Genomic DNA, 22,271 nt, shown 5'->3' on the forward strand with positions numbered 1-22,271 from the left:
CGTGCATCACACAGCCTAAAAAGCCTTAGCTTTCCCAGCGCTTGAAGATGATAGAGGTGTTAATGCCACCGAACGCGAAGTTGTTGCTCATCATGTAGCGGCAATCGATCTCACGGCCAGTACCTTGAATGTAATCCAAGTTACCACAACGGATATCAATAGCGTCTAGGTTCAGCGTGGGGTTAAACCACCCTGCATGCATCATTTCTAAGCCCAGCCATGCTTCAATCGCGCCACAGGCACCCAGTGTGTGGCCAAAGTAGCTTTTCAGGGAGCTGATCGGCGCGTTGTCACCAAAGATGTTCGCGGTGGCATTGGTTTCGGCAATGTCGCCTTTCTCTGTTGCGGTACCGTGCGCTGAAATGAAATCAATGACATCCGGTGTTAGATCCGCATTTTGCAGCGCCATTTCCATACACAGCTGCATGGTTTCCATGGTCGGTTGCGTCACATGGGTCGCATCGCAGTTGCTGGCAAAGCCAACGATTTCAGCGTAAATCGTCGCACCACGGGCTACGGCATGTTCATACTCTTCCAGTACCAACGTTGCGGCGCCTTCGCCAATCACCAAACCATCACGGTCGGTATCAAACGGGCGGGGGGTAGACTTCGGCGCCTCGTTTTTCAAACTGGTGGCAAAAAGGGTATCAAACACCGCCGATTCCGTTGGGCACAACTCTTCCGCGCCCCCCGCGACCATCACGGTTTGGTAACCGTGCTTGATGGCTTCGTAGGCATAACCGATGGCCTGACTGCCGGAAGTACATGCGCTGCTGGTCGGGATCACGCGGCCGCGTAAACCAAAAAACAAACCCACGTTCACGGCAGTAGTATGCGGCATCATTTGCACATAGGTCGTGGCGGTAATGGCTTTGGTATCTTTCTCATTGAGCATGACACCAAAAGCACCAATCGCCGGAGTACTGCCGGTTGATGAACCATAAGCAATGCCGGTTTGGCCGTTGGTTAACACGTCACAATCAATCAGGCCGCTTTGCTGTAAGGCTTGCTCACTGGCCAAGGTGGACAGTTTTGACACTCGCCCCATCCCGCGCACTTTTTTACGGGTGTAGTGAGACGGCAAGGTGAAACCATCAATCGGGGCGGCCAGCTTGGTATTCAGGCCGTTGTATTGCTCGTAACTTTCCATGTACACGGTGGCGTTTTCACACGCGCGTAATTTCGGTTCAATGGCCTGCCAATCGTTGCCGAATGCGGTGACACCGGACATGCCTGTTACTACGACACGACGATTCATACTAAACCTCCATTTACCGAAATCACCTGACGAGTGACATAAGCGGCGATATCTGACATCAAATAACTCACCAGACCCGCAACTTCTTCTGGCTCACCCATGCGGCGCAATGGCACTTGCGGCAACGCATGCTCTTTTACGTGTTCATCCACCATACCGGTATCAATCAACCCTGGCGCGACACAGTTCACCGTGATGTTGCGCTTGGCCAGTTCCAGTGCCAATGACTTGGTGGCACCAATCACCCCGGCTTTAGCGGCGCTGTAGTTGGTTTGACCACGGTTACCGGTAATGCCCGATACCGACGCCAAGGTGACAATGCGGCCGCCTTTGCGTAGACGCACCATCGGCATGACACACGGATGCAGCACGTTATAGAAACTGTCGAGATTGGTGTGGATCACCCCATCCCACTCGGCTTCTGTCATCGCGGGGAAGGCTGTATCACGGGTAATACCGGCATTGCTCACCACGCCGTAATAGGCACCGTGGGCTTCAATATCCTGTTCCAGTTGCTCACGACATTGTGCGCGATCACTGATATCAAACTGGAGTAAACGGCCTGTACCACCGGCGTGTTCAATCTCTGCCAGCGTTGCTTCGGCCCCCGCGCGATCACTCATGTAATGCACCGCGATGGTAAATCCATCTTTTGCTAGCGTAATCGCAATGGCGCGACCAATGCCTTTACTGGCGCCGGTCACTAAAACGTGTCGAGTCATGATGGATTCCTCTTTAACATGTGTTCTAATTTTTCTTCTGGCGGTACAAAAACATTCAGCTGGCTATTTGCCAGCACCTGCCCTTGCTGTTCAATGCGACAAGCAAACACCGCCATACCGTTGTTTTCTAGCACTTGCTCGGCATAAATATCGAGCGTGCTGTGTTCAGGGAACGCTGCACACGTGGTTTGGTAGCGTCGACTGCCCAATAAAAAGCCTATTGGTGACGCTTCCCCTTTTTTCCATGCGTGGTAGCCCGACCAGCAGGCCACTGACTGCGCCATAAATTCGATGCCCACGTAACCGGGGATCACGCGACGTTCCGCATCGAAGAATAAACACGCGTCGTTCACGGTAACCTGACAATGCACCGCAAGTTCGCTCACCTCGACCAAGGTGTCCACCAAGGCCATCGGCATATCATGGGGTAACAGTTCATGAATAGGAGGCGTATTAGTCATGGGTATATCCAAAAATCAGACTGATGTTATTACCACCGAAGGCAAATGAATTACTTAACATGGCAGGCTTTACAAGTGCGGTATCGGCCAGCACCAAGGCAATGGGTGCCAAGCTGTCGCTGATCTGTCCATCGTTAATCTGCATCGGCAGGGGTAAACGGTGACGCAATACATGCCAACAAATGGCCGCTTCTACCGCACTGGCGGCGCCTAGTGTATGTCCGGTCAGGGGTTTCGTCGAGCTTACTGGGGTTTGACTGCCAAACACGCGATGAATGGCTTTGGCTTCCATTTCATCATTCAGCGGCGTCGCCGTACCGTGCGCATTGATGTAACCAATGTCCTGCGCCGTTAAACCGGCGTCATCCAATGCCTTACGCATGGCCGCTTCTGCCCCGTTACCTTCCGGATGCGGCGCAGAAATATGGTGCGCATCAGAACTGTCGCCCGCGCCCAGCAACGCAATGGCCGGTATCGCGTCACTGTTTTCACTGTCACGGTCATTGGCATCCAAAGACAGCAACATAAACGCGGCGGCTTCACCGATATTAATGCCATCGCGGTTCACGCTGAACGGGTTACACAGACGACGAGAAATGGCTTCAAGGCCATTAAAGCCATTCAGAGTGAGTCGGCACAAGGAATCGGCTCCGCCCACGATCACCGCATCGACGATACCGGCTTTCAGTAATCGCTTAGCCGATAAAAATACGCGACCACTGGATGAACACGCGGTGGAAATGGTGTACACCGGCCCATCGAGGCGAAACAGATCTGCCACGAACTCGCCAAGGTTGGCCACTTCTTGTTGCTGATAATGAAAATCTGCCGGCAGTTCACCGTGCGCAATGTGTTCACTCAGCGCCGTTTCACCGTCGGCAATGCCCGAGGTACTGGTGCCCACAATCACCGCGATACGATCACGGCCGTATTTTTCAATGGCCTGCTCAATCACTGGGGTGATTGACTGCAATGCCGACAGCGCCAAGCGGTTATTGCGGGTGCCATAACGGATCGCCGCCAAATGCGTCGGTAATGCAGGCAATGTCGCTGTGACTCGACCCACCACGGTATCGGCACCGTTATTCAGCCAACCGGATACCGCTTGCATGTCTGGTGAAGCACCTTGCGCGAGTCGCTGATGAATAGTGGCAGGCTCTGCGCCTAACGCCGAATGAAAACCACAGCCGTGGATATACACGGGCGTCACCGCTTGCGTCATTGTTGTTGTCCTTGTCATGGTGCTCTCTCTTTTTTACGGCTGCGTTTGACGGTGGTTAAGGGTCTTAATCGTGATGTCATACCCCAAGGTACGATGGGTAAAGACAATGTCGCCATCCAGCGGCGACGCGGCGGCATAGTGAATATCCACCACGACGTTACCGTGATTATCCAGCAATTGTCGCTGATGCGGGTGTTCGATTAGCTGCCACCCTACCGCGGCTAACGGTGCTTGCCAGGCCTCTACCGGCCACAAGGTCAGCATCAAGTTCAGCAGCACTTGTTCGGGCTTAGGCAGAACATTGCCCAGCCCCGGCAACACATCGGTGGATAACGCGTGATCCTGATAGGTCAGGCTCAGTATGCGTGCGCCCCACGATGAAAAACCGGCTAGTACCAATTTGTCTGGCGTGACTTCCAATTGCACGGGCAATTGGTTTTGTTGATCACCCCAACGCGCCGTGATCAACTGGGTCGCCGTCAAGCTTTCCCCTAACGCAGCAGGCGTCGGTAAGGTCACGGTCACATCCGGCGCTAACGCCACTTGATTTAAGGCGGCGGCTGGCTGGTCCGTACTCACAGGTGCACTCGTCTCTTTATTCGCCGAGTTATTCACCGAGGCCCCCGCTGACGCCTCGTCGGTATGATTGCGGTTAACACACCCACTCAGGGTCATGAGCAACAAGACCGCACACGCGAGTCGTTTACGATGGCAAACAAACGTCATCTTGTTTCCTTTTCTCTGTAGCATGTTGTTCTGCTGTTTGAGGTAACGAAAGCGGTGCCAGTAACCACGCAGTCAAAATACCGGTTAACACGGTGATACCGAAGCTATGAATGGCCTGCGTTTCACTCAATGCTAACAAACCAAACGACAGTAACGTGGTTAATGCAGAAAGCGTGATCGCCAATAATGTGCTGTTGGCACGCGCTTGCTTTGCCACGCCTTGTTCGGCAAAAAACAGGGTGTAATCAATGCCGATCCCTAAAATCAGGAACAAGCCCAACAAATTAAACAGGTTCAGTGGCGTGCCGGTAAAACCGGTAATGCCCAGCCCGACAAAACAGGCGATCACGGGCGGGGCAATCACGCGCAGTGCGCGCACCCAACCGTAACGGCCAACAAGAATAAGGTAAATAACCCCCATTGCCGCCAGTAACAATTCACTGATCCGCACCCGGTATTCGGCAAAAATTGCCGACACTTCTTGGGGCTTGTCTAAATAGGTAACGCCCTGTTCAGACGCCGCATACGCTTGCAACGCGTTCGCATCATGAATGCCTTTTAACATCACGACCGAGGCGGGGTGACCTTCAATGTTGCCCAGCCACAAAAAACGCAATGGCGCGGAAGCCGGCGACGCTAAAAAGGCATCTGGCGTTAACGGAACAAAGGCGGCATCCAAGGTAATGGCCTGCTTGAGTTGCAGTTGCGCCGCAAGGCGCGCGCCTTCCTGCTGATACAATCGCTCGACCTCATCGTAGTTATCGGCCTGTGTCTGCGCAGACGGCAGATACGTGTGCAGGCTTTGATAACCGCTTAATGCCCCTTGCTGAACAAATTGCGTTAATTGGCGATCAACGACACCCAACTGTTCCAACAAGGCTTGCTCAGTCGCGGCTTGCACCAACAACATCTGCTGACCACCTTGCAGGCCAGTAATGGCTTTAATGGTTTCTTCTTGCTGTTTCAAGTCAGCCGGTAACACTTGTAACTGGCGAATGTCATCGTCATAACTGGCACGGAATAATCCCACCATCGCCACGACGATACACAGTAACGGCAAGCCCCAACGCACAGGCGGTTTTGCCCAAAGGGCAAGCCACGCGGTCATGGCACCCACCCACGGCAAGGCCACCACTTTGCCCGGGCGTGCAGCCAACACGGGATACCAACACATCACGGTGGCATACGCTGCGGCTAACCCAACGGCTGAAAACAGAGATAACTGCTGCAAACCGGGAAACGGCGCAATCATCATGCACAAGTAACCGATCAGGCTCATCAATAAACCCAGCGATACCGCGACCACAATGTGCTGCACCCCTTCGCGAACATGCCACTGTTTTCCGGCAGCAAGGCGATCAGTCAAAAAATGCAGGGCATAATCGATAGACACGCCGATCAAACTGGCGCCAAACACCAAACTGAACAAATGCACTTTGCCGAACACGAGCACCGTCGCCACAAACGCCGTTAACAACCCACAACCGATGGACAGCAATGCCAACCCCAATGGCAACGCGCTGCGGTACACCAGCAACAATAAGGCGATCACACCCAACAGCGAGCCAACACCAATGGTGCTGATCTCCCCTTTCGCGCTGTTGGTGCCATGCGCGGCATAGAAAATCACGCCAGTATGCAGCACGCTCACCCCGTATTCGTGGCGCAGCGTCTCTTCCACCTTGGCTAACGCGGGCAACTTGTCATGCATTGCCATGCTGTAAGCCGATTCAGCCAGATCCGCCGAGATCAACACATAGGTTTGGCCTTGGTACGGCGCGGTCAGGTAGCCCTGTTGCAAGGTGACAGCGGCATTGCCCGCTGTCAGGTGTGACATAAACTCACGGAATAGCAGGAAGGGATCCGCCGCCAACTCTTGCCCTGTCACGCCAGAAAACGGGTTGTACACCGCTTGGATCACTTTCTGTACCTGCGCGGCCGGATCCGTGTGTAAACGCACTTGCTGCTCGGGCGTTAAAAACTGCGCTCGATGTGGAAAATACAGTTTCCCCCACGCTTGCTGCTGAGACTGGCTGATCTTTCCGCTGATCTCACCCAACAAGCCCAAGGTCGATAACTGTTGGGTGAACGCATCTGCCGCTGTGAACAAACGGGCAGGATCGTCACTGCCCACCACGAACACCACTTTGTTGCTCATGCTGGACGCGACCTGATCAAACGCCGCCTGTGCCGCGGGATCTTGTCGGTTCTCTGGCAGCAACGCCAAGATGTTGGTATCAATCGGTAACGGCTGTCGACCCAGCAATTGCGTCGCCAACACACCCAATACCGTCAACATCACCAATAGCCAAGCAAGCGCGCGCTGTTTAACGCGTCGTTGCGCGCGGTCGGGATGGGATGGCGTTACGGGTTTAAAGTTGGAAAGCACGTTGTTCTTCTTTCGTTAGTGTCGTGGCTGTCTTACCTGACGTTGCGCTAACAGCACGCTGGTGACTAAATTGGATTTCAGTAACGTCACCGCGTTTCTCCGTCAACACAAGCTGATCAATGAATTGACCACCCGACAAGCGGATATGTTGGAACACCGCGTTCAGTGGTGCTGCCGTCGGTGTTAACGTCAATGCCCACTGCGCGCCCGCTGACTCACCCGATTCAGGCGATGCCGGCTGCGTCAGTGACACGGTGAATTGTTCTGTTAACTGCTGAGTATCGCCTTTAAACAACGACAAAAACAGGTGGCTGAAATAGAACACCATCGGGTTGTCTTTGGCGGCAATCACCTGCGCCGGACTGTCACCGAATTGCTGGCTCAGTTTGTCTTGGGTTAAGACCAGTGACACCGGAAACGGCACGGTTTGTTGCCACAACAAACCGTGGTCTTGTGCCAACAAAAAGTGCCCCGAAGATTCCAATGGCGCACTGAACATGGCCATATGGCGGGTTTGGGTGAAATCACCGCGTACCACGGTTTGGGCGGCAAGCTGCTGTTGCAAGTCTGCCAAGGTGAACGCCGAGTGTTGAGCCTGCGCGTTCACTTGCGCGGGTTTTTCGCCTTGTGTGTCAGCATGGGCAAACGCAGGGACGCTCACGCCACACAGCATCACGCAAAGGCCGACCCACACCCGCTGGCGCATAACAGACAATACGTTACGCATGAGCAAACCACGCCTCGATTTTATCCGTCAGCACCTTCGGTGAAGCAAAGCACATTTCACCACTGTCGATCCCCACCGCCACTTGCATTGTGTAGCCTCTGGTCATGCGCACACCGCTTTGCGCATCAAAAATCACATACTCCACTTTCAAGCGGTTTTCCCATTCCGTTAATGTCGCCACCACGCGAATTTCATGGTTAAACGGAATGGGTTTGATGTATTTCACGCGGGTATCAATGATCGGCCACACGTAGCCAGAGGCTTGCATCTCGCGGTAGTTGTAAGCCAATTTGTCCATCAATACACGGCGGGCTTCTTCAAAGAAGCGAAAGTAATTACCGTGATACACCACGCCCATCGGATCTGCATCTTGAAACGCGGTCATCATGATCACTTCTGCATGTAATACCGGCTGTTTGCTCATTATTACGCTTTCCTATTGGTCCATTAACGGCTTAATACAACGCCCAATGTTGCTGCTGAATGCGCATCATGAAATGGCGCAGATCGTGCTCTAATGGACGATCTTCTTCCACAAACTGGAACTCACTCAATACCGTTTCATGCATGGTTTTCAGTGCAAAACTCATCTGCTGATCGTCCAACTCGTTACGGCGCAGGCGAATTTCCAAGGCTTGTGTCGCCGCCAATAACGAGGCCGCCGTCACTTGCTCAGTCAACTGCAACACACGCAAACAGTCGCGCGATGCAATGGTGCCCATGCTGACTTTGTCTTGGTTATGGCATTCCGTAGAACGTGAGAACACACTGGCTGGCATGGTGTTTTTCAACGCTTCGGCTGTCCACGCCGAAATACCGATTTGCACGGCTTTAAAGCCATGGTTAATCGGCTTGCGCTCGCCTTCGGCACCGGTCAGGTTAAACGGCAAGCCGTTATTGAATTTGTAATCCATCAACTGGGCCATTTGACGATCCAGCAGATCGGCAATATTGGCCACGGCGGTTTTCAGGGTATCCATCGCCATGGCAATGTGGCCGCCGTAGAAATGGCCACCGTGCAACACGCGTTCGTTATCCCCGTCGATGATTGGGTTATCGTTCGCACTGTTCAGCTCGTTTTCAATCATCTGACGCAGCCACGGCAGGCTGTCTTGCAACACGCCAATGACGTGTGGCGCACAACGCAGTGAATAACGGTCTTGCAGACGATCACTGTTACGCGGCGGACGGGCGGCTTGCAAATCAGAACGCAACCACGCGGCAACGTTCTGTTGACCCGGATGTGGCTTCACCGCGAACAAGGCTTCGTCGAAATGGAAATCATTGCCTTGCATCGCGACTGATACCATCGCCGTGATACGCGTAGACAGCTGCGCCAAGTACTCGGCGCGTTTGTACGCTAAACAGGCTAAAGCAGTCATGACAGAGGTGCCGTTCATTAACGCTAAGCCTTCTTTTGGCTTGAGCGTGATCGGCGCAATATTCAGCTCGGCAAATACATCGCGAGTTTCGCGGATCTGGCCTTTATAAATCACGTCGCGCTCACCAATCAAGGCCGCCGCTAAGTACGAGAGCGGCGTCAAATCACCACTGGCACCGACAGAGCCTTCCTGCGGAATACGCGGGGCAATATCGTGATTGATCAAGGTGACGATCTGATTCAGCAATTCATGTGAAACACCCGATACCCCTTGTGACAACGAGCATAAACGGGTCGCTAACACGGCGCGTGCTTGTTCATGGCTTAAATTTTCACCTAAACCACAACCGTGGAAGCGGGTCAGGTGTAACGGCAGTTCGTCCACCAAATGCGGCGGGATAGCCACTGTGCACGAGTCACCGTAGCCGGTTGTCACGCCATAAATCACGCCTTCTTCTTTCAGCAAACGCTCAAGAAAAGCGACACCGCGGTCGATTTTTGCACGGTATTCCATGCTGTCGTTCATTGCCGCCGAGGCGCCATTCGCCACCGCAACAACGTCTTCAATGGTCAGGCGATCAACGCCAAAGGTTACGCTGTCTTTGTTCATCTTGGTCATGTCCGGGTGCTGATTATGATGCATTATCTTTTCCACTTAACTGCCAGAAAGGAAAGAAGTTATACCATTGTAGTGGTGCTGTTAACGTGTAAGCTTCTAACCGCGTAGCATATTGGCTGACAACAGCCTGAAGGGCCTGCTCTCGCTGCCCCCGAGGTAACTGAATCTGTTCGTTAAATAACTCGAAGTGCACATCGAAATGCGGCGTATCACCGCTGTCATTGCGTAAACCAAATAAGGTATAAACCGGGGCTTTTAACACGGCTGCCAGCATGAAGGGGCCTTGCGGGAACGGCGCAGGTTTGCCGAGAAAGTCCGCCCATATCACGCGCTGTTCATGCGTGACCGAGGTACGATCACCCACGATCACCACCCACTCCCCTTGATCGAGTTTTTGTCGCAACAAAATGGCGGTTTCGGGACCGACGTTGTTTACTTGGATCAAATTAAGGGCCGAATCTGGATTCACGGCCTGCATGACGGCATTAAAGCGTTCGGCATGCTCGGTAAACACCAAGGCGTTAATTTTCACATTGTCGTAGCCACGGCTCAGGGCACGGCACAATTCCAAATTGCCCAAATGAGAACCTAGGATCACGATCCCCTGCTTATTCGCGGTGATCTGATCAAAATGATCCTGCCCGTGCACGGTGATGTGATCAAGCGAGAAATCCCCCTGCCATGCCGCTAATTTGTCGAGCATCGTATGCCCAAACGACAGCATGTGCTGATAGCTATTGAGGTGTCCGTCACGCTCTTCGGGGATAGTCATGTCTTGCGCGGCAGCATAACGGCGCAAGGTCGCCAAGTAGTCTTCAGAGGCGGCGCGGGCGCGATGCCCCGTGCGGTGGTAATACGCCATGACCCCTTTCAGCAACACATTGAACACGCGGCGTCCCAGCAGGCGATAAACCAGTAATAAGGTTTTAATGCCCAAGACGGTGCCGCGTTCTGCATGGGAAGACCAATGACGGGATTTAGCCGATGCCGTTACTGTAGAAGCAGCCGCCGCGCGGCGTTTTAACAAGCGGGGAATACGCGGCAACATGCCAAAAAACAGACGGGTGTGCATGGCACTGATTTTGATGTTGTCCCACAGTGCATCAAAGTGGGAAATGCCGCCTTCCGGATACACGACCTTGGTATCGACAAAACGCACATCGCACCCATCCCAGTACATGCGCACCATGATTTCGGTGTCGAAATCCATACGCTGGCCGACACGGTTACGTTCGAGCACCTTGATGGTCGGGCCTATCGGATACGAACGAAAGCCGCACATACTGTCTTTAATCTGCATTGACAGGGTTTCAATCCATACCCATACATGCGTGGCATAACGCCCGTAGAGACGCGCTTTCGGTACCGACTCATCGTACACCGGTTGGCCGGAAACCAACGCGGTCAAATGCTGTTGTGACGTGGCAATGAGTATGGGTAGTGCGGAGACATCGTGCTGACCGTCGGCATCGATTTGAATGGCATGGCTAAAACATTGCGCAAACGCCTGATATAAACCGGCAATCACCGCCCCGCCCTTGCCCTGATTCTGTGGCAAGGTCACAACAGTCACGTGCGCACGTTGTGCCTGCTCGGCCAAGATCTGCTTGGTCGCCGCATCGCTGCCATCATCCACGATGATCACCGGATACGGGTAACGCGCTAAGGCATCCAGCACCGCGCTCACCGTCGCACCGTGGTTATAACAGGGGATCAAAAAACAGGGACGAAAGGTGCTCATTGCGCCTCACTCAATGTGATACGCCCAGAGGCATGCGTATGCTCTACCTCGCCCTCTTGGGAGGTATAACAAAAGCGCAAGCTGTGTTTTTCTGGCGACCATGTCAAGGTCAGCACCACGTGGCTGTTTGGCAAGATCGGCTGTTGGAATTTCAGCGCATCCATACCGGCAAACTCACCGGTTAATGACAGGCAGGTGCGACCGTAGTGCACCGCCCATTCAATTTGCGTCACACCCGGTAACAAGGGGTAGTCGGTAAAATGACCTTGGAAATCGGTAATGTCCGCCGTCACGTGCAACGTGAGGACAGCATGGTGTGCATTCACTTGTTGAGCCAGTATCGTTGGCTTTCGTTTCGTCTCGGTCATTTTTAATTCGTTCACTTTTCTCGTATTAAAAGAGCGTTTCCAAGTCTCTCACAAGCCGTTTTCCTTGGCTATTAAGCGGTATATCGTCCACCACCCGATAACGACGAGGAATACCGACCGGCTCTAGCCAGCGGCGTAATGCTTGGCGCAAAGCAAGCCAAAAAGCCCCTTTACCGAGCGTTTCCAACTCCGCTTCTCCATTAGCTGTTAACTTCAGTACCGCCCCCAGGCTAACGCGGCGAGGGTCTTCTAGCACCAAAACGGCCGCTTCTTTCACCCAAGGTAATGCGCACAATCGCGCTTCCACTTCGGTTAAGGAAATCCGTTTTTCTTCAATTTTGACAATGCGATCCACACGGCCAAGCAAAAGAAATTGACGGTGATCCAGTAGTTGGCATTGATCACTGGTTTGATACCACTGCGCAGCATCAACAAACGGTGAGCAGATCCGCAAGCAACCTTCCGCATTCAACACTACATCGATCACATCGAACACCTGCCACGGCGTTTGCGCGTCGTGTTGCTGGCGAAACGCGATACCGCCGGTTTCTGTACTGCCAAAGACCTCAATGGGCCACTGAGTAAACAACGTATGGCTGTACTGAGCCGCCTCATGACTTAATGGCCCACCCGAAGAAAACACGGCGCGGTATGGGTCAGCGGAAGAAGCCCCCGTTAAGCGTTTCAATAACGCAGGACTGGTCACCAAGGTGGTATCGCTATCAGCATGGGCGATCACTTGCTCGGGATACACGAGATCGTGGCGAGCAAAAGCCCGTCCGGCACACAGCGGCCACAAAATGCGGAACAACAAACCGTAAATGTGTTGATGAGACACGGTGCTGGCAATACGTGAGCCTGCGATTACCGTCCCCCATGTGCGTTCATGGTGCTGTACTTCTTCGGCCAGATCCGCCAGCGTTTTTTCAATCGCTTTAGGTACCCCGCTCGAGCCTGAGGTAAATAACGTCAGTCGGCAGTCAGCGAGCGCCAAGGTGGTGAACGCATACGTGTTGGCTGAGATGCTTGATTCGGCCAAGTATGCCGGCTCACTCTCTGCCGAAACACGCCACTGTGGATACGTTAACCCATCATAGTGCGCACGATCGTGCAAAATGGCATCGAAATGTTCGGCCAATGCAAGTAACGCATCCGGTTGATGGTTACCCGGTAAAATGAGGTGTTTACCTGCGTGAGTCGCAGCCATGAATGCCACCGCAAATTGGTAGCTGTCATCAAAACACAGTGCCCATTTCTGGGCAGGGTGCGATTGTAAGGCCACCGTCAGGCGTTGAACATCAGTGTGCCATGTTGCCCATGTGACGATTGTTTTCGCATGAGCCGCATGCTCTGACTGTCCATGACATGATTGAGCATGATAAGCCACGGGAAATGCATCCGGACGCGATGTCGCCATCAGCACATCTAAACTGAGAAATGGCGTGGCCATTGATTCAGGCAACGTCGATAAAGGGATCGCCACTGGAGAAATATTCATTTGTTCATCACGCTATTCTTATCGAGCTACGTTCATCACGCCCTGTTCATACGTTGGTTAACGTGTGGGGCATTACGTCAGCGGTTACTCAACCACGGATTCTGCCAACTGTTTCTTTATCACGTATTGACGCACCAGCCATTCACCGGCAAACAAACTGCCTGCCAGTAAGTAGCTAATCAACCCGTTGTAAAGTGTCCATACCGACAAGGAGATGAAACACGTTGCTAAGGCGATTGCTCCATTTAACACAAAAAAGCCACACCATACGCGTGTCACTTTGCGTGTGTAGCGCACGCCACTGTCAGGTAAATTCGGATCTTGCAAACGGGCAAAACGCTCAATCATGGTCTGCGATTGCCACAAGCTGGCACCAAACAGTCCAAGCATTAAACCGTTCACGATCACGGGATAATACATCAACCAGCCATGTTCACGGAACACACTGCCCAATACGGCCAATGTGATCCCAGCACCACCACTCAAATACGCAATGTATTTTAATTCACGTAAACGGGCTTGGTGGCCAGCTAACACACGGATCAAAAACAGAATCCCCAGTACGCCAGCCACCGGCCCCATGCCCCATTCGCTGATCCCGAAGTACACCGCGAAGGGGTACCCCAGTAACGCAATGGCTGATAGTGCGGTAAAAAATCGCATTACTGCAGTAGGGCTGCCACAGCATCGACCACGTCTTGCACGGTACGTACTGATTTAAATTCTTCTGGCTTGATTTTTTTGCCGGTCACATTTTGCAGATGCACCACCAAGTCCACCGCATCAATGCTGTCCAGATCCAAGTCTTGGTACAAGGTCGCCTCAGGGGTAATGTCGGCCGCATCCAATTCAAACAGTTCAACCAAGGCGTTTTGTACTTGCTCAAAAACGTCGTTGCGGTTCACATCAGTCATCAATTACGTCCTCAATTAAGCGCGGTTAGCAGCAATGAAATCAGCCAAGTTTGCAACTGATGCAAAGTATTGACGAGTATTCGTATCATCGGCATCAATGGCAATGTTGTACTGCTTTTTAATCGCCAAACCCAGTTCAAGGGCATCGATAGAATCTAAGCCTAAACCGTCACCAAACAACGGAGCTTGCGCCTCAATGTCTGCTGGGGTGATGTCTTCAAGATTCAATGCCTCGATGATGAGTACTTTTAGTTCGTTATGTAATGATTCCACGCTAACCTTCTTTATTACGTTATGTGTTACTTGTTCTGTTGTGGGAAAAGCGCCGTCGCCAAATGGCGGTTAAGCTGCCTTGCCGCTGTCGTGGGTGAATCTGAATGTGCAAGAAAATCCGTAATCGCAATTTTTTCTTTCACTTCCACCCGAAAAATGGGTTTACGATCAGGCACCTGATACCACTTTGCCTGCTTCGTTAAAAAATCGGGGCTCACGGTGATGTGTACCACGCGCAAGTCCGTTTGGGTGCGCACGGCAATCTGGGCCGCCCCTCGTTGCAATGAGGGTTGCTCGCCAGGCGTTGTGCGGGTGCCTTCTGGAAACACCAACAGGACGTTACCTTTTTCTAGTCGTTCACCACAGGCATCCAATAAACGCTCAGGATCCACATTGGGGACATATCCTGCCGCTTTAACAATGCCGCGCATAAAAGGATTATGCCAAATGGCCGCTTTCACCAAGCAATCACATTGCGGTAAGCATGAGCCAATCAGCACATAATCAATCAAACTCGGGTGGTTAGCGACAATCAGGCAACGGCGATCGTGTTGCAATAGCTCCACGCCCACAAATTCATATTCAATTGCGCCAAAGAAACGCATCGTACGGCAAAAAAACGCAAACGCGCGTTGAATGATCGCCTGTACACGTAACTCTCGGCGTTCGTGCCCTTTCATGGTGCCCGTCAACAACGGGAAGATCACAAACGTCAGGCACAGTGCACCTAAACCGAAAATGCTAAAGCACAACCCCGTCGCAAAGACGCGCCAGGCTTTATTGACGCGTTGACGTAGCGTGAGCGACGTTGGCTTCATCACGCTTTGATATTCCAATGCCAATGATGGCGATGTCCGTTGATTGACCAAGCTGGCGCTTGCTGCGCTAATTGCGCAATAACGGCCAACGTTTGTAATGGTTCAAGGGCAACCGCGGAGGCAGCAGAAGGGGCTCGTTGCCAACGCAAGGTACACTGTTCCCCTTGGGTGATCACCATGCCAAGCGCAAAACCTTGGTGCGGCTGTGGTTCGTAGATGTCATAAGGGACGGGTAACGGTTCGTCAAAATCCACCACCAAGACACGGTGCGTTGGGTGCTCAGCTAAATACGCGGCAGCGTCAATCAGTGCGGCATGCAACGAGTGCTCACCCGCGGCAATCGAGGTGACAGGAATGGCAAGTTTGGTGGCAATCGTTAACAGACCGGCAGCGGTATTATGTACTGATTGCGAGAACGCGATGGGGGAAGCATCATCACCGCGCAGCACATCTTGCAATAATGTGACCGTACGGTGCAGTTCGCCATGACGGCTAGAGAAAACGATAAAATCAACCGAGTGAGATTGCACCAACGTCATGGCGGTTTGGATGGCTAACTTGCTAAGCAGGCTCATTCGACGGCGCATCATGGCAGGAATATCCCCCACCGCAACCGGTGCAGGATCGGTTGGCCATGCTTTACCGTTCGCTGCCCACGCAGCCCAATCACTTTGGTTCGCCATCCCAGGTGACAATGCGTGCCAATCTGCAATATCAAAACGTACTTTATTCATCGGGGCTATTTACCTGTTACCTGCTTGTAGCTGTGTGTTCGCGATCGGTTAGACCTATGCGGTTGCCCATCCTAGCAACCAACTAGGATAATATTTATTGACCCTTTTGGGTATAGCTAGGGAGGCGATCCTTAAGGATTTTATTCAAACGGTCATTTATTCAATCACTAAAACAAACCAACTGTATAAAACGCCATCAAATAATTCCCTTTTCAATCAACTTTGCTAAAGAAATATAGGGGTAGCGTTCACCCCCCCTTTTTTACCATATAAGCATACATGCATATTCTTTATTATCCTTGCTTTTAGGGATCGACCATTTGTCGCTAAGGCATAGGCTTTTATTTCATGGATTTAATGGTCTACCGCTCTGCTTTCGCTCGCACTCAAAACAATGCCAACGGATACGCACAAGGCATATTCCCACGCTACACCATACGTATTAAATAACATTCCTGCACATTACTCATATCCATATGGGTAAGCACAATGAATACGAACGATGACCGAGCGTCTTTCCAACGAACGGGGTTGTAAAATGACGTAACATTCCTTTATCACATTACGAATAAATGTTAATTAATATGTTGCTCATATCGATTACGTATATTTTATCTCTACACGCCTGTTCTTTCTGTGCATTTACCACACGGTCCAGTAATTTACGGCATTTTCATCACAAGCACTTGAAAGCCTAGGACCGTTTATTCAAAATACCCCCTCAGATCTAAACGCTTTGGATCATGAATGAATATTACCTTTTAAGTAGTTGGAACGCTTTGTGACTTCATATCAACAAGATCCATTCAATGCCTTGCAAGCCAAAACGGAAGCTCAAAAGTTAGCGTTTGCCCCTATCGTCTTTCATACCGCACGCACGCTGCGTGACCTCGGCATCCTGGCCACCCTTGATGGCGCAGGAAAAAATGGATTAGATGCCCCGACGATTGCCCGTCAAACAGGCGTGTCGGAATACGGCGTTAAAGTCTTGTTGGACATGGCATTAAGTGCGCACATTGTGACATGGAATAAACCCAATTATGTCCTGGCTAACTTGGGGTACTTCTTGGCGAACGATGGCATGACCCGCGCGAATCTCGATTTCACGGCCGACGTGTGTTACGCCGCCATGATGCATTTAACCGAAGCTATCCAAGAAGGGACGCCCGCCGGTTTGAAAGAATTGGGTGACTGGCCGACCATCTATGAAGGCTTGTCTCGCTTGCCTGAAAAAGCCAAAGAAAGTTGGTTTAATTTTGACCACTTCTACTCAGACCGCTCTTTCCCTGTGCTGCTGGAGCGTGTATTTGCGGCCAAACCTAAACGTTTGTTTGATATTGGTGGTAACACCGGTAAATGGGCGCTGCAATGCTGCAATTATGACCAAGATGTGAATGTCACCATCATTGATTTGCCACAGCAAATTGAAATGGCGTTAGCCAATGCAGAACAAGCTGGATTCGCTGAACGGATTCACGGTTATCCCGTCAATATGCTTGATAAATCACAAGCTCTGCCATCGGGTGCCGATATTTGGTGGATGAGCCAGTTTTTGGATTGTTTCTCGCCAATGGAGATTTTGAGCATTTTGCGTCGTGTACGCGCAGCCATGTCGGATGACGCGACTGTGTATATTCTTGAACTCTTCTGGGATGCCCAGCGCTATGATGCGGCGGCTTATAGCCTGAACGCAACATCGCTTTACTTCACCTGCTTGGCCAACGGCAACAGCCGTTTCTACCGCAGTGAAGACTTCTTAGAGTTGGTGGAAGAAGCAGGCTTTACCGTGGCTTCGCGTACCGATGACATTGGTTTAGGCCACACACTGCTTGAGCTAAAAGCGGGCTAATTCCTTCCTGAAATATCTACACGTGCCGCCGTCATCACTCCCTGTATGACGGCATTTTTATTATTTTTTATCGTCATGATGGCGGCAGAACAACGCCCCCCGAAAGCGCATGAATGGAAAAATCATTACATGGTGGATAATTAATTCATATTGAAAATCGTAAGCATTGTAAAATGCGACACGCTTCACATTTTAGGATTGATTACGTATAATGCGGACTCTTTTTATCCCTATTAACCATGTAGATCATTCATGCACGAAGAACATAACAACTTAATTGTAGGTGCTTTTTCATGGAATGTGGACACGAGGAATTTACAGCGTATCACTGATACCGCCTCCTCTGACCAAAAGCAATCAGTGATGCTAACACCCAAGCAATATCAATTATTACGTTGTTTGGTCGATGCCTTCCCTCAAACATTACAAAAAGAACACATTATTGAAAAAGTATGGGGGACAAAACATATTTCAGCTGAAAGCTTACCTCAACTGATCAATAGAACAAGGCAAGTGCTTGAAGATAATGAAAAACAAATTCTTGTTAATGTTCCAGGCGTCGGTTATTCCCTTCAATTTAAAGTTACGCCTGTTACGGATAAAAAAACAGATGACATAGAAAATTTAAAAAAAGTAGAAAAAGTAGAAAAAGTACAAATAAATCAGCCATTAAATAAGCGTAAAATCCTTATCGAACGCTTATCAATACTATTTATTGTCTTTCTAACTGCACTGTCCATATGGAATATGAAAGAATTTATCCTGGCTGTGCATTACAAGCAGGTTATGCAAGAGATTCAGCATGCGAAGCCCTACCCAGATAGACAACCTATTGACGAGACAAAAATTTCAATCACCATTGATAACCATAAGTGTATTTATGACAACGCTAAATTCTTACTTAAATGCCAATAAATTCACCATTATTATCGTTTTACTCATGCTAAATGGTGGGCTTTTCTTTGCCGCTCAACACACCCGTACTGCATTCTTTGGTCAAGTTGAAGCCCTTGAGTACACTTGGATGACTTATACTGTTCAGTATAAAAACCAATTAATCACTAAAAATACATTTGCCCGATTAAATAACTCAGCGGATACACATGCAAAAAGTATTAATTTTGACTATACCTTCACCCGTACGAGTGATAATGGATACGTAGCAGAAGGTGACAGCCAATGTGTACCTATTCGTCACAATCACGTATATTATCTTGACGATATCTGCAGTGTTGTATTTAGTGGGCCGTCAGAACGCACCTTAAGAAATACGTCTCTACGCTGTCAGCATTAATATTGCCATCCGCTCTTCACCTTGGAAATCAATAAGAATGGGATATGTATAAGGGTGGTCTATTTTACAAACCATCCTTGAATACTACGACCAGCCTCCACTAAAGATAACCAAATCGTCAGCTTGGGTGTTATCTAACTCCCTCGTTAGACGTATCTACTGATTGTTGACATCACTGTCGTTTCGCTAAATTCATGCCTAGCACCCCATTGGATTCGGGCGTGGATTGGGCTAACCAGTCAACGACCCGTTGCTGAACCTCAGGAAATACGCCGGTCATCGCCCTTGCATGACGGCAGCCTTCCAAACGCCAAAACGTTTTATCCCCTTCCAATTCTGCGTATAAATCCTCACCGGCGGTAATAGGCACCACCTCATCGTCCTCACAATGTAATACTAATGCGTTCGTTTTCGGGACATTCGCCATCGCTACATCCGCAGCATAGTCATCCCGCATGACCAGTGATGCTACCCATGCATACATGTTACCCAGTACATGCTGACGAAGCGTAAATGCAGCCGTTTCTATATAACTGGTGAACGACGAATCGATAATGATACCGGCTACCTCGACCGGGTGATCCGCCCATGCGCGTAAAAACACATTTCCCCCAGTTGATGTCGCGACCACAAACACTGGCAGCCCCATACTGTCTTGTAATGTCTCACTGTACGCGAGCATTGACATCGCATCATGATATAAGGCTTCATCTGTGGGTTGCCCTGATGAATGACCAAATCCAGAATAGTCAAACACCAAGACGTGATAACCGTGCTCAACCAACCAATTCACTTTTTCCTGCGTCGCTTCCATATGGCCACTGTTTCCGTGAAAGTGCACCACAATGCCTTTCGGTGTATCAACGGCACTCGGCAACCACAAATAGGCCAACGCATTGCCGGAAGAGGAAGGTAGCCAGCGGATATCATCATTCATGTGTGCGGCAGTTGATGGGTAATAAAACAGTTGATTCGCACACCCTTGTAACAACAACGCATGAAGTATCACCAGTGAAATAATGGCACTCTTCATCTTGCCTCTCCTGATTATCTGCCTATAGTCATTAACCCTATACGGCAGATAAACTAAAAAAGTGCATCAGATGTAAGAAATTTGCGTTATTGCTTGCGTGCTTTTTTTGCCAATTTACGTTTCTTTTTATCTTTGACTTTCTGCCCTGCGCTTTTCGGCTGCATGCGCCCTGCTGTGGCATACCCGGATTTTTTCATCAAGGCTTTCCCTTCCGCTGAGTGGATATAACTGCGCGCCCCTTTATGGCCGGCGTCTGCCGCCTCTGATAGCAGGTTATGAATCGTATCTGGCGTCGCGACTGACTTCGCTTTTTTAAACTCCGTGATTGCTTTTTGTGCCATCTGGAATTTCACATCTGCTTTGGCTTCCTCGCTGTCTCCCTGCGATAACACACGGGTATACACCTTACGCAGCACCTCGTAGTGGCCATCCCCCACACAAATCACGCTGAACAATAGCGGTTGATAAGGCAAGAAGACAGGCAAATCATCATAACTGGCCACCATTTTGTCAGCCATATCAGCTTGAGACAGGGATTTATTCCCCACCCCATGACCATCAACATACGCCTGAATAAAGGCCATGCCCGGTGCGCGCTTCGCCGTGCCTATGATCACTGCGCTGCGCAGGTGCTTATGTGCCTGTTGTTTGAGTGATAGCGGCTGAGGCGTCAGTTGATCAGATGACGGGATCGATGGTCCATCACTCAAGTCATCCAGCAAATCATCGCCACCCAGTGCTGTGTATGCTTGCAACTTTTGAAAGGCATCAAGCGTATAAGCCGCCAGCTGATCGCTCTCAAGACCTTTGCTAATCCATTGTGCATATTCGGGTGTGCCGTAGTGCTTTTCTTGTACCGCTAACAATGCTTCAGCATGGCCCTTTTCTGCCGCCTGTGTCAGCATTTCCCACCCACGCACAACTTGCTGTTGATGACACAAATATTGCCCGTAATCAAACGCGGCTTGTCCATCGCTGTCATGCTCTACTGCGCGCTTGAAACACTGCTTGGCAGTGCGGTCAGCATGAGGCATCAATTTTCCGCTGGCATAACTGTTAGCCAACAACAACCACGTTTGCGGGTGACCCTGTGCATGGGCTTTTTCCAGCCAATACGCCAGATCACGCTGACGGTCGGCATACACCGTTTTATTCCACCATTTATCCTCGCCGGTTTCTGTCAATGCAGACAACTGTTCATGACAATATTCCGCCAAGGCAAAGCTGGCCTCTTTCTGGCCATTCAACGCTTGCGTGACTAACTCCGCCAGTTCTGATTGCTGGGGCTCCACCCACTCCCCCATGTCACGCTCTGCGGTACCAAGCAGTTTGTGCGCCATGTATTTCGCCATATCGTGCAGCTCGCGAACAAGCGCTTGCATGCGCACACGAGAGGTTTTCTGCTGCGCCACGTAATGACCATTAACCTCACACAAATGCACAGAGCGATTCCCCGCATCACGCAAGCGGTGCATCGTATCTGTCACCCATACTTCAACATAACCACTCGCAGACAACATGTTAATTTTGTTGAACAAGTCACCTTTTACGGGTGGCTTGAGCTTAAAATGTGCCCCTAACTCATGACAGGCTAATTCAACAAATAGCCGCATTTTCGCCAAGCTGGATTGACTGTCGCTATACAGGTATTTCTCCGCCTGTATCGCTTGCTGATACAAATCCGGTAATGCTGGCTGTAAAAAGGCAAAGTTGCTCACCTCTGTCATTGCGTTGACTGGGTTATGCGTGTGAACAGTGGAACAGGTAAAAGTACGGGCAGCTGACATGACATCTCTCCATTAATTGAAAACCACATCATCATAATGAGTAGGTCATTGAGAGTGACGTTCATAAGCTTGCGATCGTTATCCCGCGACCGAACACGATCAGCGTTGTCAGGCATAAAAAAGCACAGACGCGAGCCTGTGCTATTTAGTGACCGTTAATAAGTCGATGTTGTCGGGTGTTGCGAGAGGCATCCGTATTTTATTTAGCGGTGTTTGAAGGGCCATCTCTGCCAAAAAACGCTTTTTCACCTCAGCAAGGTGCTGGTCATGCCGTGCTTTAATTTGTTCACGTAACGCCTTTTTATTATCGCTCATTCATTGCATCACTCAGAACTTGATCAGCTCTCCGCAGTCTTTACATTGATAAACAGCTTTAAACCACAAGCGTTGAAAGACATTACGTTTTAGTTTGACAACATGACGATGCTGACAAAATGGGTACATAACATATTCTCCA

At 50.6% G+C, this 22,271-nt stretch carries 23 protein-coding genes; 3 read left to right on the forward strand and 20 right to left on the reverse strand.

Annotated features, from left to right (window positions below; genetic code table 11):
- Nucleotides 1-25 precede the first annotated feature (25 nt).
- The 17 genes from ACSF8W_RS01880 to ACSF8W_RS01960 form a co-directional block, all read right to left on the reverse strand.
- Entirely contained in the window at nt 26-1,258 is a 1,233-nt protein-coding gene (locus ACSF8W_RS01880; protein ID WP_428479207.1) for a beta-ketoacyl-ACP synthase, read from the reverse strand.
- A complete protein-coding gene (locus ACSF8W_RS01885; protein ID WP_500844551.1) occupies nt 1,255-1,980 on the reverse strand; it encodes a 3-ketoacyl-ACP reductase FabG2 in 726 nt (241 codons plus the stop codon). Before ACSF8W_RS01885 ends, ACSF8W_RS01880 begins: the two co-directional genes overlap by 4 nt.
- A complete protein-coding gene (locus tag ACSF8W_RS01890) occupies nt 1,977-2,441 on the reverse strand; it encodes a hotdog family protein (RefSeq protein WP_500844553.1) in 465 nt (154 codons plus the stop codon). Before ACSF8W_RS01890 ends, ACSF8W_RS01885 begins: the two co-directional genes overlap by 4 nt.
- Nucleotides 2,434-3,681, reverse strand: a complete 1,248-nt coding sequence (locus tag ACSF8W_RS01895) for a beta-ketoacyl-[acyl-carrier-protein] synthase family protein (protein WP_500844555.1) — start codon at nt 3,679-3,681, stop codon at nt 2,434-2,436. Before ACSF8W_RS01895 ends, ACSF8W_RS01890 begins: the two co-directional genes overlap by 8 nt.
- 15 nt (nt 3,682-3,696) lie before the next feature.
- A complete protein-coding gene (locus ACSF8W_RS01900; protein ID WP_500844557.1) occupies nt 3,697-4,389 on the reverse strand; it encodes a DUF3261 domain-containing protein in 693 nt (230 codons plus the stop codon).
- Nucleotides 4,367-6,778 carry an MMPL family transporter gene (locus ACSF8W_RS01905; RefSeq protein WP_500844558.1) on the reverse strand — a complete coding sequence of 804 codons (2,412 nt, stop codon included), beginning with the start codon at nt 6,776-6,778 and terminating at the stop codon, nt 4,367-4,369. The genes ACSF8W_RS01900 and ACSF8W_RS01905 overlap by 23 nt, the downstream gene beginning before the upstream one ends.
- Nucleotides 6,762-7,505 (reverse strand): outer membrane lipoprotein carrier protein LolA, encoded by a 744-nt coding sequence (locus ACSF8W_RS01910; protein WP_500844560.1) that lies wholly within the window; start codon nt 7,503-7,505, stop codon nt 6,762-6,764. The genes ACSF8W_RS01905 and ACSF8W_RS01910 overlap by 17 nt, the downstream gene beginning before the upstream one ends.
- Nucleotides 7,498-7,929, reverse strand: coding sequence for an acyl-CoA thioesterase (locus ACSF8W_RS01915; RefSeq protein WP_500844561.1), 432 nt, complete (start codon nt 7,927-7,929; stop codon nt 7,498-7,500). The genes ACSF8W_RS01910 and ACSF8W_RS01915 overlap by 8 nt, the downstream gene beginning before the upstream one ends.
- Nucleotides 7,930-7,960: 31 nt before the next feature.
- Nucleotides 7,961-9,505: an HAL/PAL/TAL family ammonia-lyase gene (locus tag ACSF8W_RS01920; protein ID WP_500844986.1), complete on the reverse strand. Its 1,545-nt coding sequence runs from the start codon at nt 9,503-9,505 to the stop codon at nt 7,961-7,963.
- A 13-nt stretch (nt 9,506-9,518) separates the two neighbouring features.
- Nucleotides 9,519-11,246, reverse strand: a complete 1,728-nt coding sequence (locus ACSF8W_RS01925; protein WP_500844562.1) for a glycosyltransferase family 2 protein — start codon at nt 11,244-11,246, stop codon at nt 9,519-9,521.
- Complete coding sequence (locus ACSF8W_RS01930) at nt 11,243-11,614, reverse strand: ApeI family dehydratase (RefSeq protein ID WP_428479198.1); 372 nt, start codon at nt 11,612-11,614, stop codon at nt 11,243-11,245. The genes ACSF8W_RS01925 and ACSF8W_RS01930 overlap by 4 nt, the downstream gene beginning before the upstream one ends.
- A gap of 25 nt (nt 11,615-11,639) precedes the next feature.
- The gene (locus ACSF8W_RS01935; RefSeq protein WP_500844564.1) at nt 11,640-13,112 is read right to left on the reverse strand and encodes an AMP-binding protein; all 1,473 of its coding nucleotides are present in this window, start codon (nt 13,110-13,112) and stop codon (nt 11,640-11,642) included.
- A gap of 84 nt (nt 13,113-13,196) precedes the next feature.
- Nucleotides 13,197-13,775 (reverse strand): COG4648 family protein, encoded by a 579-nt coding sequence (locus tag ACSF8W_RS01940; protein WP_500844566.1) that lies wholly within the window; start codon nt 13,773-13,775, stop codon nt 13,197-13,199.
- A complete protein-coding gene (locus ACSF8W_RS01945) occupies nt 13,775-14,026 on the reverse strand; it encodes an acyl carrier protein (RefSeq protein ID WP_428479195.1) in 252 nt (83 codons plus the stop codon). The genes ACSF8W_RS01940 and ACSF8W_RS01945 overlap by 1 nt, the downstream gene beginning before the upstream one ends.
- A gap of 15 nt (nt 14,027-14,041) precedes the next feature.
- On the reverse strand, nt 14,042-14,299 hold the full coding sequence (locus ACSF8W_RS01950; protein WP_428479194.1) for a phosphopantetheine-binding protein: 258 nt from the start codon (nt 14,297-14,299) through the stop codon (nt 14,042-14,044).
- A 26-nt stretch (nt 14,300-14,325) separates the two neighbouring features.
- Complete coding sequence (locus ACSF8W_RS01955) at nt 14,326-15,117, reverse strand: lysophospholipid acyltransferase family protein (RefSeq protein WP_500844988.1); 792 nt, start codon at nt 15,115-15,117, stop codon at nt 14,326-14,328.
- On the reverse strand, nt 15,117-15,851 hold the full coding sequence (locus tag ACSF8W_RS01960; protein ID WP_500844568.1) for a beta-ketoacyl synthase chain length factor: 735 nt from the start codon (nt 15,849-15,851) through the stop codon (nt 15,117-15,119). The genes ACSF8W_RS01955 and ACSF8W_RS01960 overlap by 1 nt, the downstream gene beginning before the upstream one ends.
- Before the next feature lie 781 nt (nt 15,852-16,632).
- Between ACSF8W_RS01960 and ACSF8W_RS01965 the strand changes: the two genes are divergently transcribed.
- The 3 genes from ACSF8W_RS01965 to ACSF8W_RS01975 all read left to right on the forward strand — a co-directional run bounded on the left by ACSF8W_RS01965 (nt 16,633) and on the right by ACSF8W_RS01975 (nt 18,994).
- Nucleotides 16,633-17,700: a methyltransferase gene (locus tag ACSF8W_RS01965; protein WP_500844570.1), complete on the forward strand. Its 1,068-nt coding sequence runs from the start codon at nt 16,633-16,635 to the stop codon at nt 17,698-17,700.
- Between the two features lie 252 nt (nt 17,701-17,952).
- On the forward strand, nt 17,953-18,615 hold the full coding sequence (locus ACSF8W_RS01970) for a winged helix-turn-helix domain-containing protein (RefSeq protein WP_500844571.1): 663 nt from the start codon (nt 17,953-17,955) through the stop codon (nt 18,613-18,615).
- Nucleotides 18,581-18,994, forward strand: coding sequence for a hypothetical protein (locus ACSF8W_RS01975; protein ID WP_500844573.1), 414 nt, complete (start codon nt 18,581-18,583; stop codon nt 18,992-18,994). Before ACSF8W_RS01970 ends, ACSF8W_RS01975 begins: the two co-directional genes overlap by 35 nt.
- A gap of 172 nt (nt 18,995-19,166) precedes the next feature.
- On the opposite strand, the gene ACSF8W_RS01980 is transcribed toward ACSF8W_RS01975, so the two are convergent.
- From ACSF8W_RS01980 to ACSF8W_RS01990, 3 genes are all read right to left on the reverse strand, one after another.
- On the reverse strand, nt 19,167-20,027 hold the full coding sequence (locus tag ACSF8W_RS01980) for an alpha/beta hydrolase (protein WP_500844575.1): 861 nt from the start codon (nt 20,025-20,027) through the stop codon (nt 19,167-19,169).
- An 86-nt stretch (nt 20,028-20,113) separates the two neighbouring features.
- The gene (locus tag ACSF8W_RS01985) at nt 20,114-21,814 is read right to left on the reverse strand and encodes a DUF4145 domain-containing protein (RefSeq protein ID WP_500844577.1); all 1,701 of its coding nucleotides are present in this window, start codon (nt 21,812-21,814) and stop codon (nt 20,114-20,116) included.
- A gap of 141 nt (nt 21,815-21,955) precedes the next feature.
- Nucleotides 21,956-22,129: a hypothetical protein gene (locus tag ACSF8W_RS01990; RefSeq protein WP_500844579.1), complete on the reverse strand. Its 174-nt coding sequence runs from the start codon at nt 22,127-22,129 to the stop codon at nt 21,956-21,958.
- Between the last annotated feature and the right edge of the window lie 142 nt (nt 22,130-22,271).

Source organism: Photobacterium sp. 270122K (assembly GCF_059941365.1).

Excerpts from the sequence above, each read along its gene's own strand:
- ACSF8W_RS01880 (WP_428479207.1), bottom strand. The coding sequence starts at position 1,258 with ATGAATCGTCGTGTCGTAGTAACAGGCATGTCCGGTGTCACCGCATTC.
- ACSF8W_RS01885 (WP_500844551.1), bottom strand. The coding sequence starts at position 1,980 with ATGACTCGACACGTTTTAGTGACCGGCGCCAGTAAAGGCATTGGTCGC.
- ACSF8W_RS01890 (WP_500844553.1), bottom strand. The coding sequence starts at position 2,441 with ATGACTAATACGCCTCCTATTCATGAACTGTTACCCCATGATATGCCG.
- ACSF8W_RS01895 (WP_500844555.1), bottom strand. The coding sequence starts at position 3,681 with ATGACAAGGACAACAACAATGACGCAAGCGGTGACGCCCGTGTATATC.
- ACSF8W_RS01900 (WP_500844557.1), bottom strand. The coding sequence starts at position 4,389 with ATGACGTTTGTTTGCCATCGTAAACGACTCGCGTGTGCGGTCTTGTTG.
- ACSF8W_RS01910 (WP_500844560.1), bottom strand. The coding sequence starts at position 7,505 with ATGCGTAACGTATTGTCTGTTATGCGCCAGCGGGTGTGGGTCGGCCTT.
- ACSF8W_RS01915 (WP_500844561.1), bottom strand. The coding sequence starts at position 7,929 with ATGAGCAAACAGCCGGTATTACATGCAGAAGTGATCATGATGACCGCG.
- ACSF8W_RS01920 (WP_500844986.1), bottom strand. The coding sequence starts at position 9,505 with ATGACCAAGATGAACAAAGACAGCGTAACCTTTGGCGTTGATCGCCTG.
- ACSF8W_RS01925 (WP_500844562.1), bottom strand. The coding sequence starts at position 11,246 with ATGAGCACCTTTCGTCCCTGTTTTTTGATCCCCTGTTATAACCACGGT.
- ACSF8W_RS01930 (WP_428479198.1), bottom strand. The coding sequence starts at position 11,614 with ATGACCGAGACGAAACGAAAGCCAACGATACTGGCTCAACAAGTGAAT.
- ACSF8W_RS01935 (WP_500844564.1), bottom strand. The coding sequence starts at position 13,112 with ATGAATATTTCTCCAGTGGCGATCCCTTTATCGACGTTGCCTGAATCA.
- ACSF8W_RS01940 (WP_500844566.1), bottom strand. The coding sequence starts at position 13,775 with ATGCGATTTTTTACCGCACTATCAGCCATTGCGTTACTGGGGTACCCC.
- ACSF8W_RS01945 (WP_428479195.1), bottom strand. The coding sequence starts at position 14,026 with ATGACTGATGTGAACCGCAACGACGTTTTTGAGCAAGTACAAAACGCC.
- ACSF8W_RS01955 (WP_500844988.1), bottom strand. The coding sequence starts at position 15,117 with ATGAAGCCAACGTCGCTCACGCTACGTCAACGCGTCAATAAAGCCTGG.
- ACSF8W_RS01960 (WP_500844568.1), bottom strand. The coding sequence starts at position 15,851 with ATGAATAAAGTACGTTTTGATATTGCAGATTGGCACGCATTGTCACCT.
- ACSF8W_RS01970 (WP_500844571.1), top strand. The coding sequence starts at position 17,953 with ATGCACGAAGAACATAACAACTTAATTGTAGGTGCTTTTTCATGGAAT.
- ACSF8W_RS01975 (WP_500844573.1), top strand. The coding sequence starts at position 18,581 with ATGACAACGCTAAATTCTTACTTAAATGCCAATAAATTCACCATTATT.
- ACSF8W_RS01980 (WP_500844575.1), bottom strand. The coding sequence starts at position 20,027 with ATGAAGAGTGCCATTATTTCACTGGTGATACTTCATGCGTTGTTGTTA.
- ACSF8W_RS01985 (WP_500844577.1), bottom strand. The coding sequence starts at position 21,814 with ATGTCAGCTGCCCGTACTTTTACCTGTTCCACTGTTCACACGCATAAC.
- ACSF8W_RS01990 (WP_500844579.1), bottom strand. The coding sequence starts at position 22,129 with ATGAGCGATAATAAAAAGGCGTTACGTGAACAAATTAAAGCACGGCAT.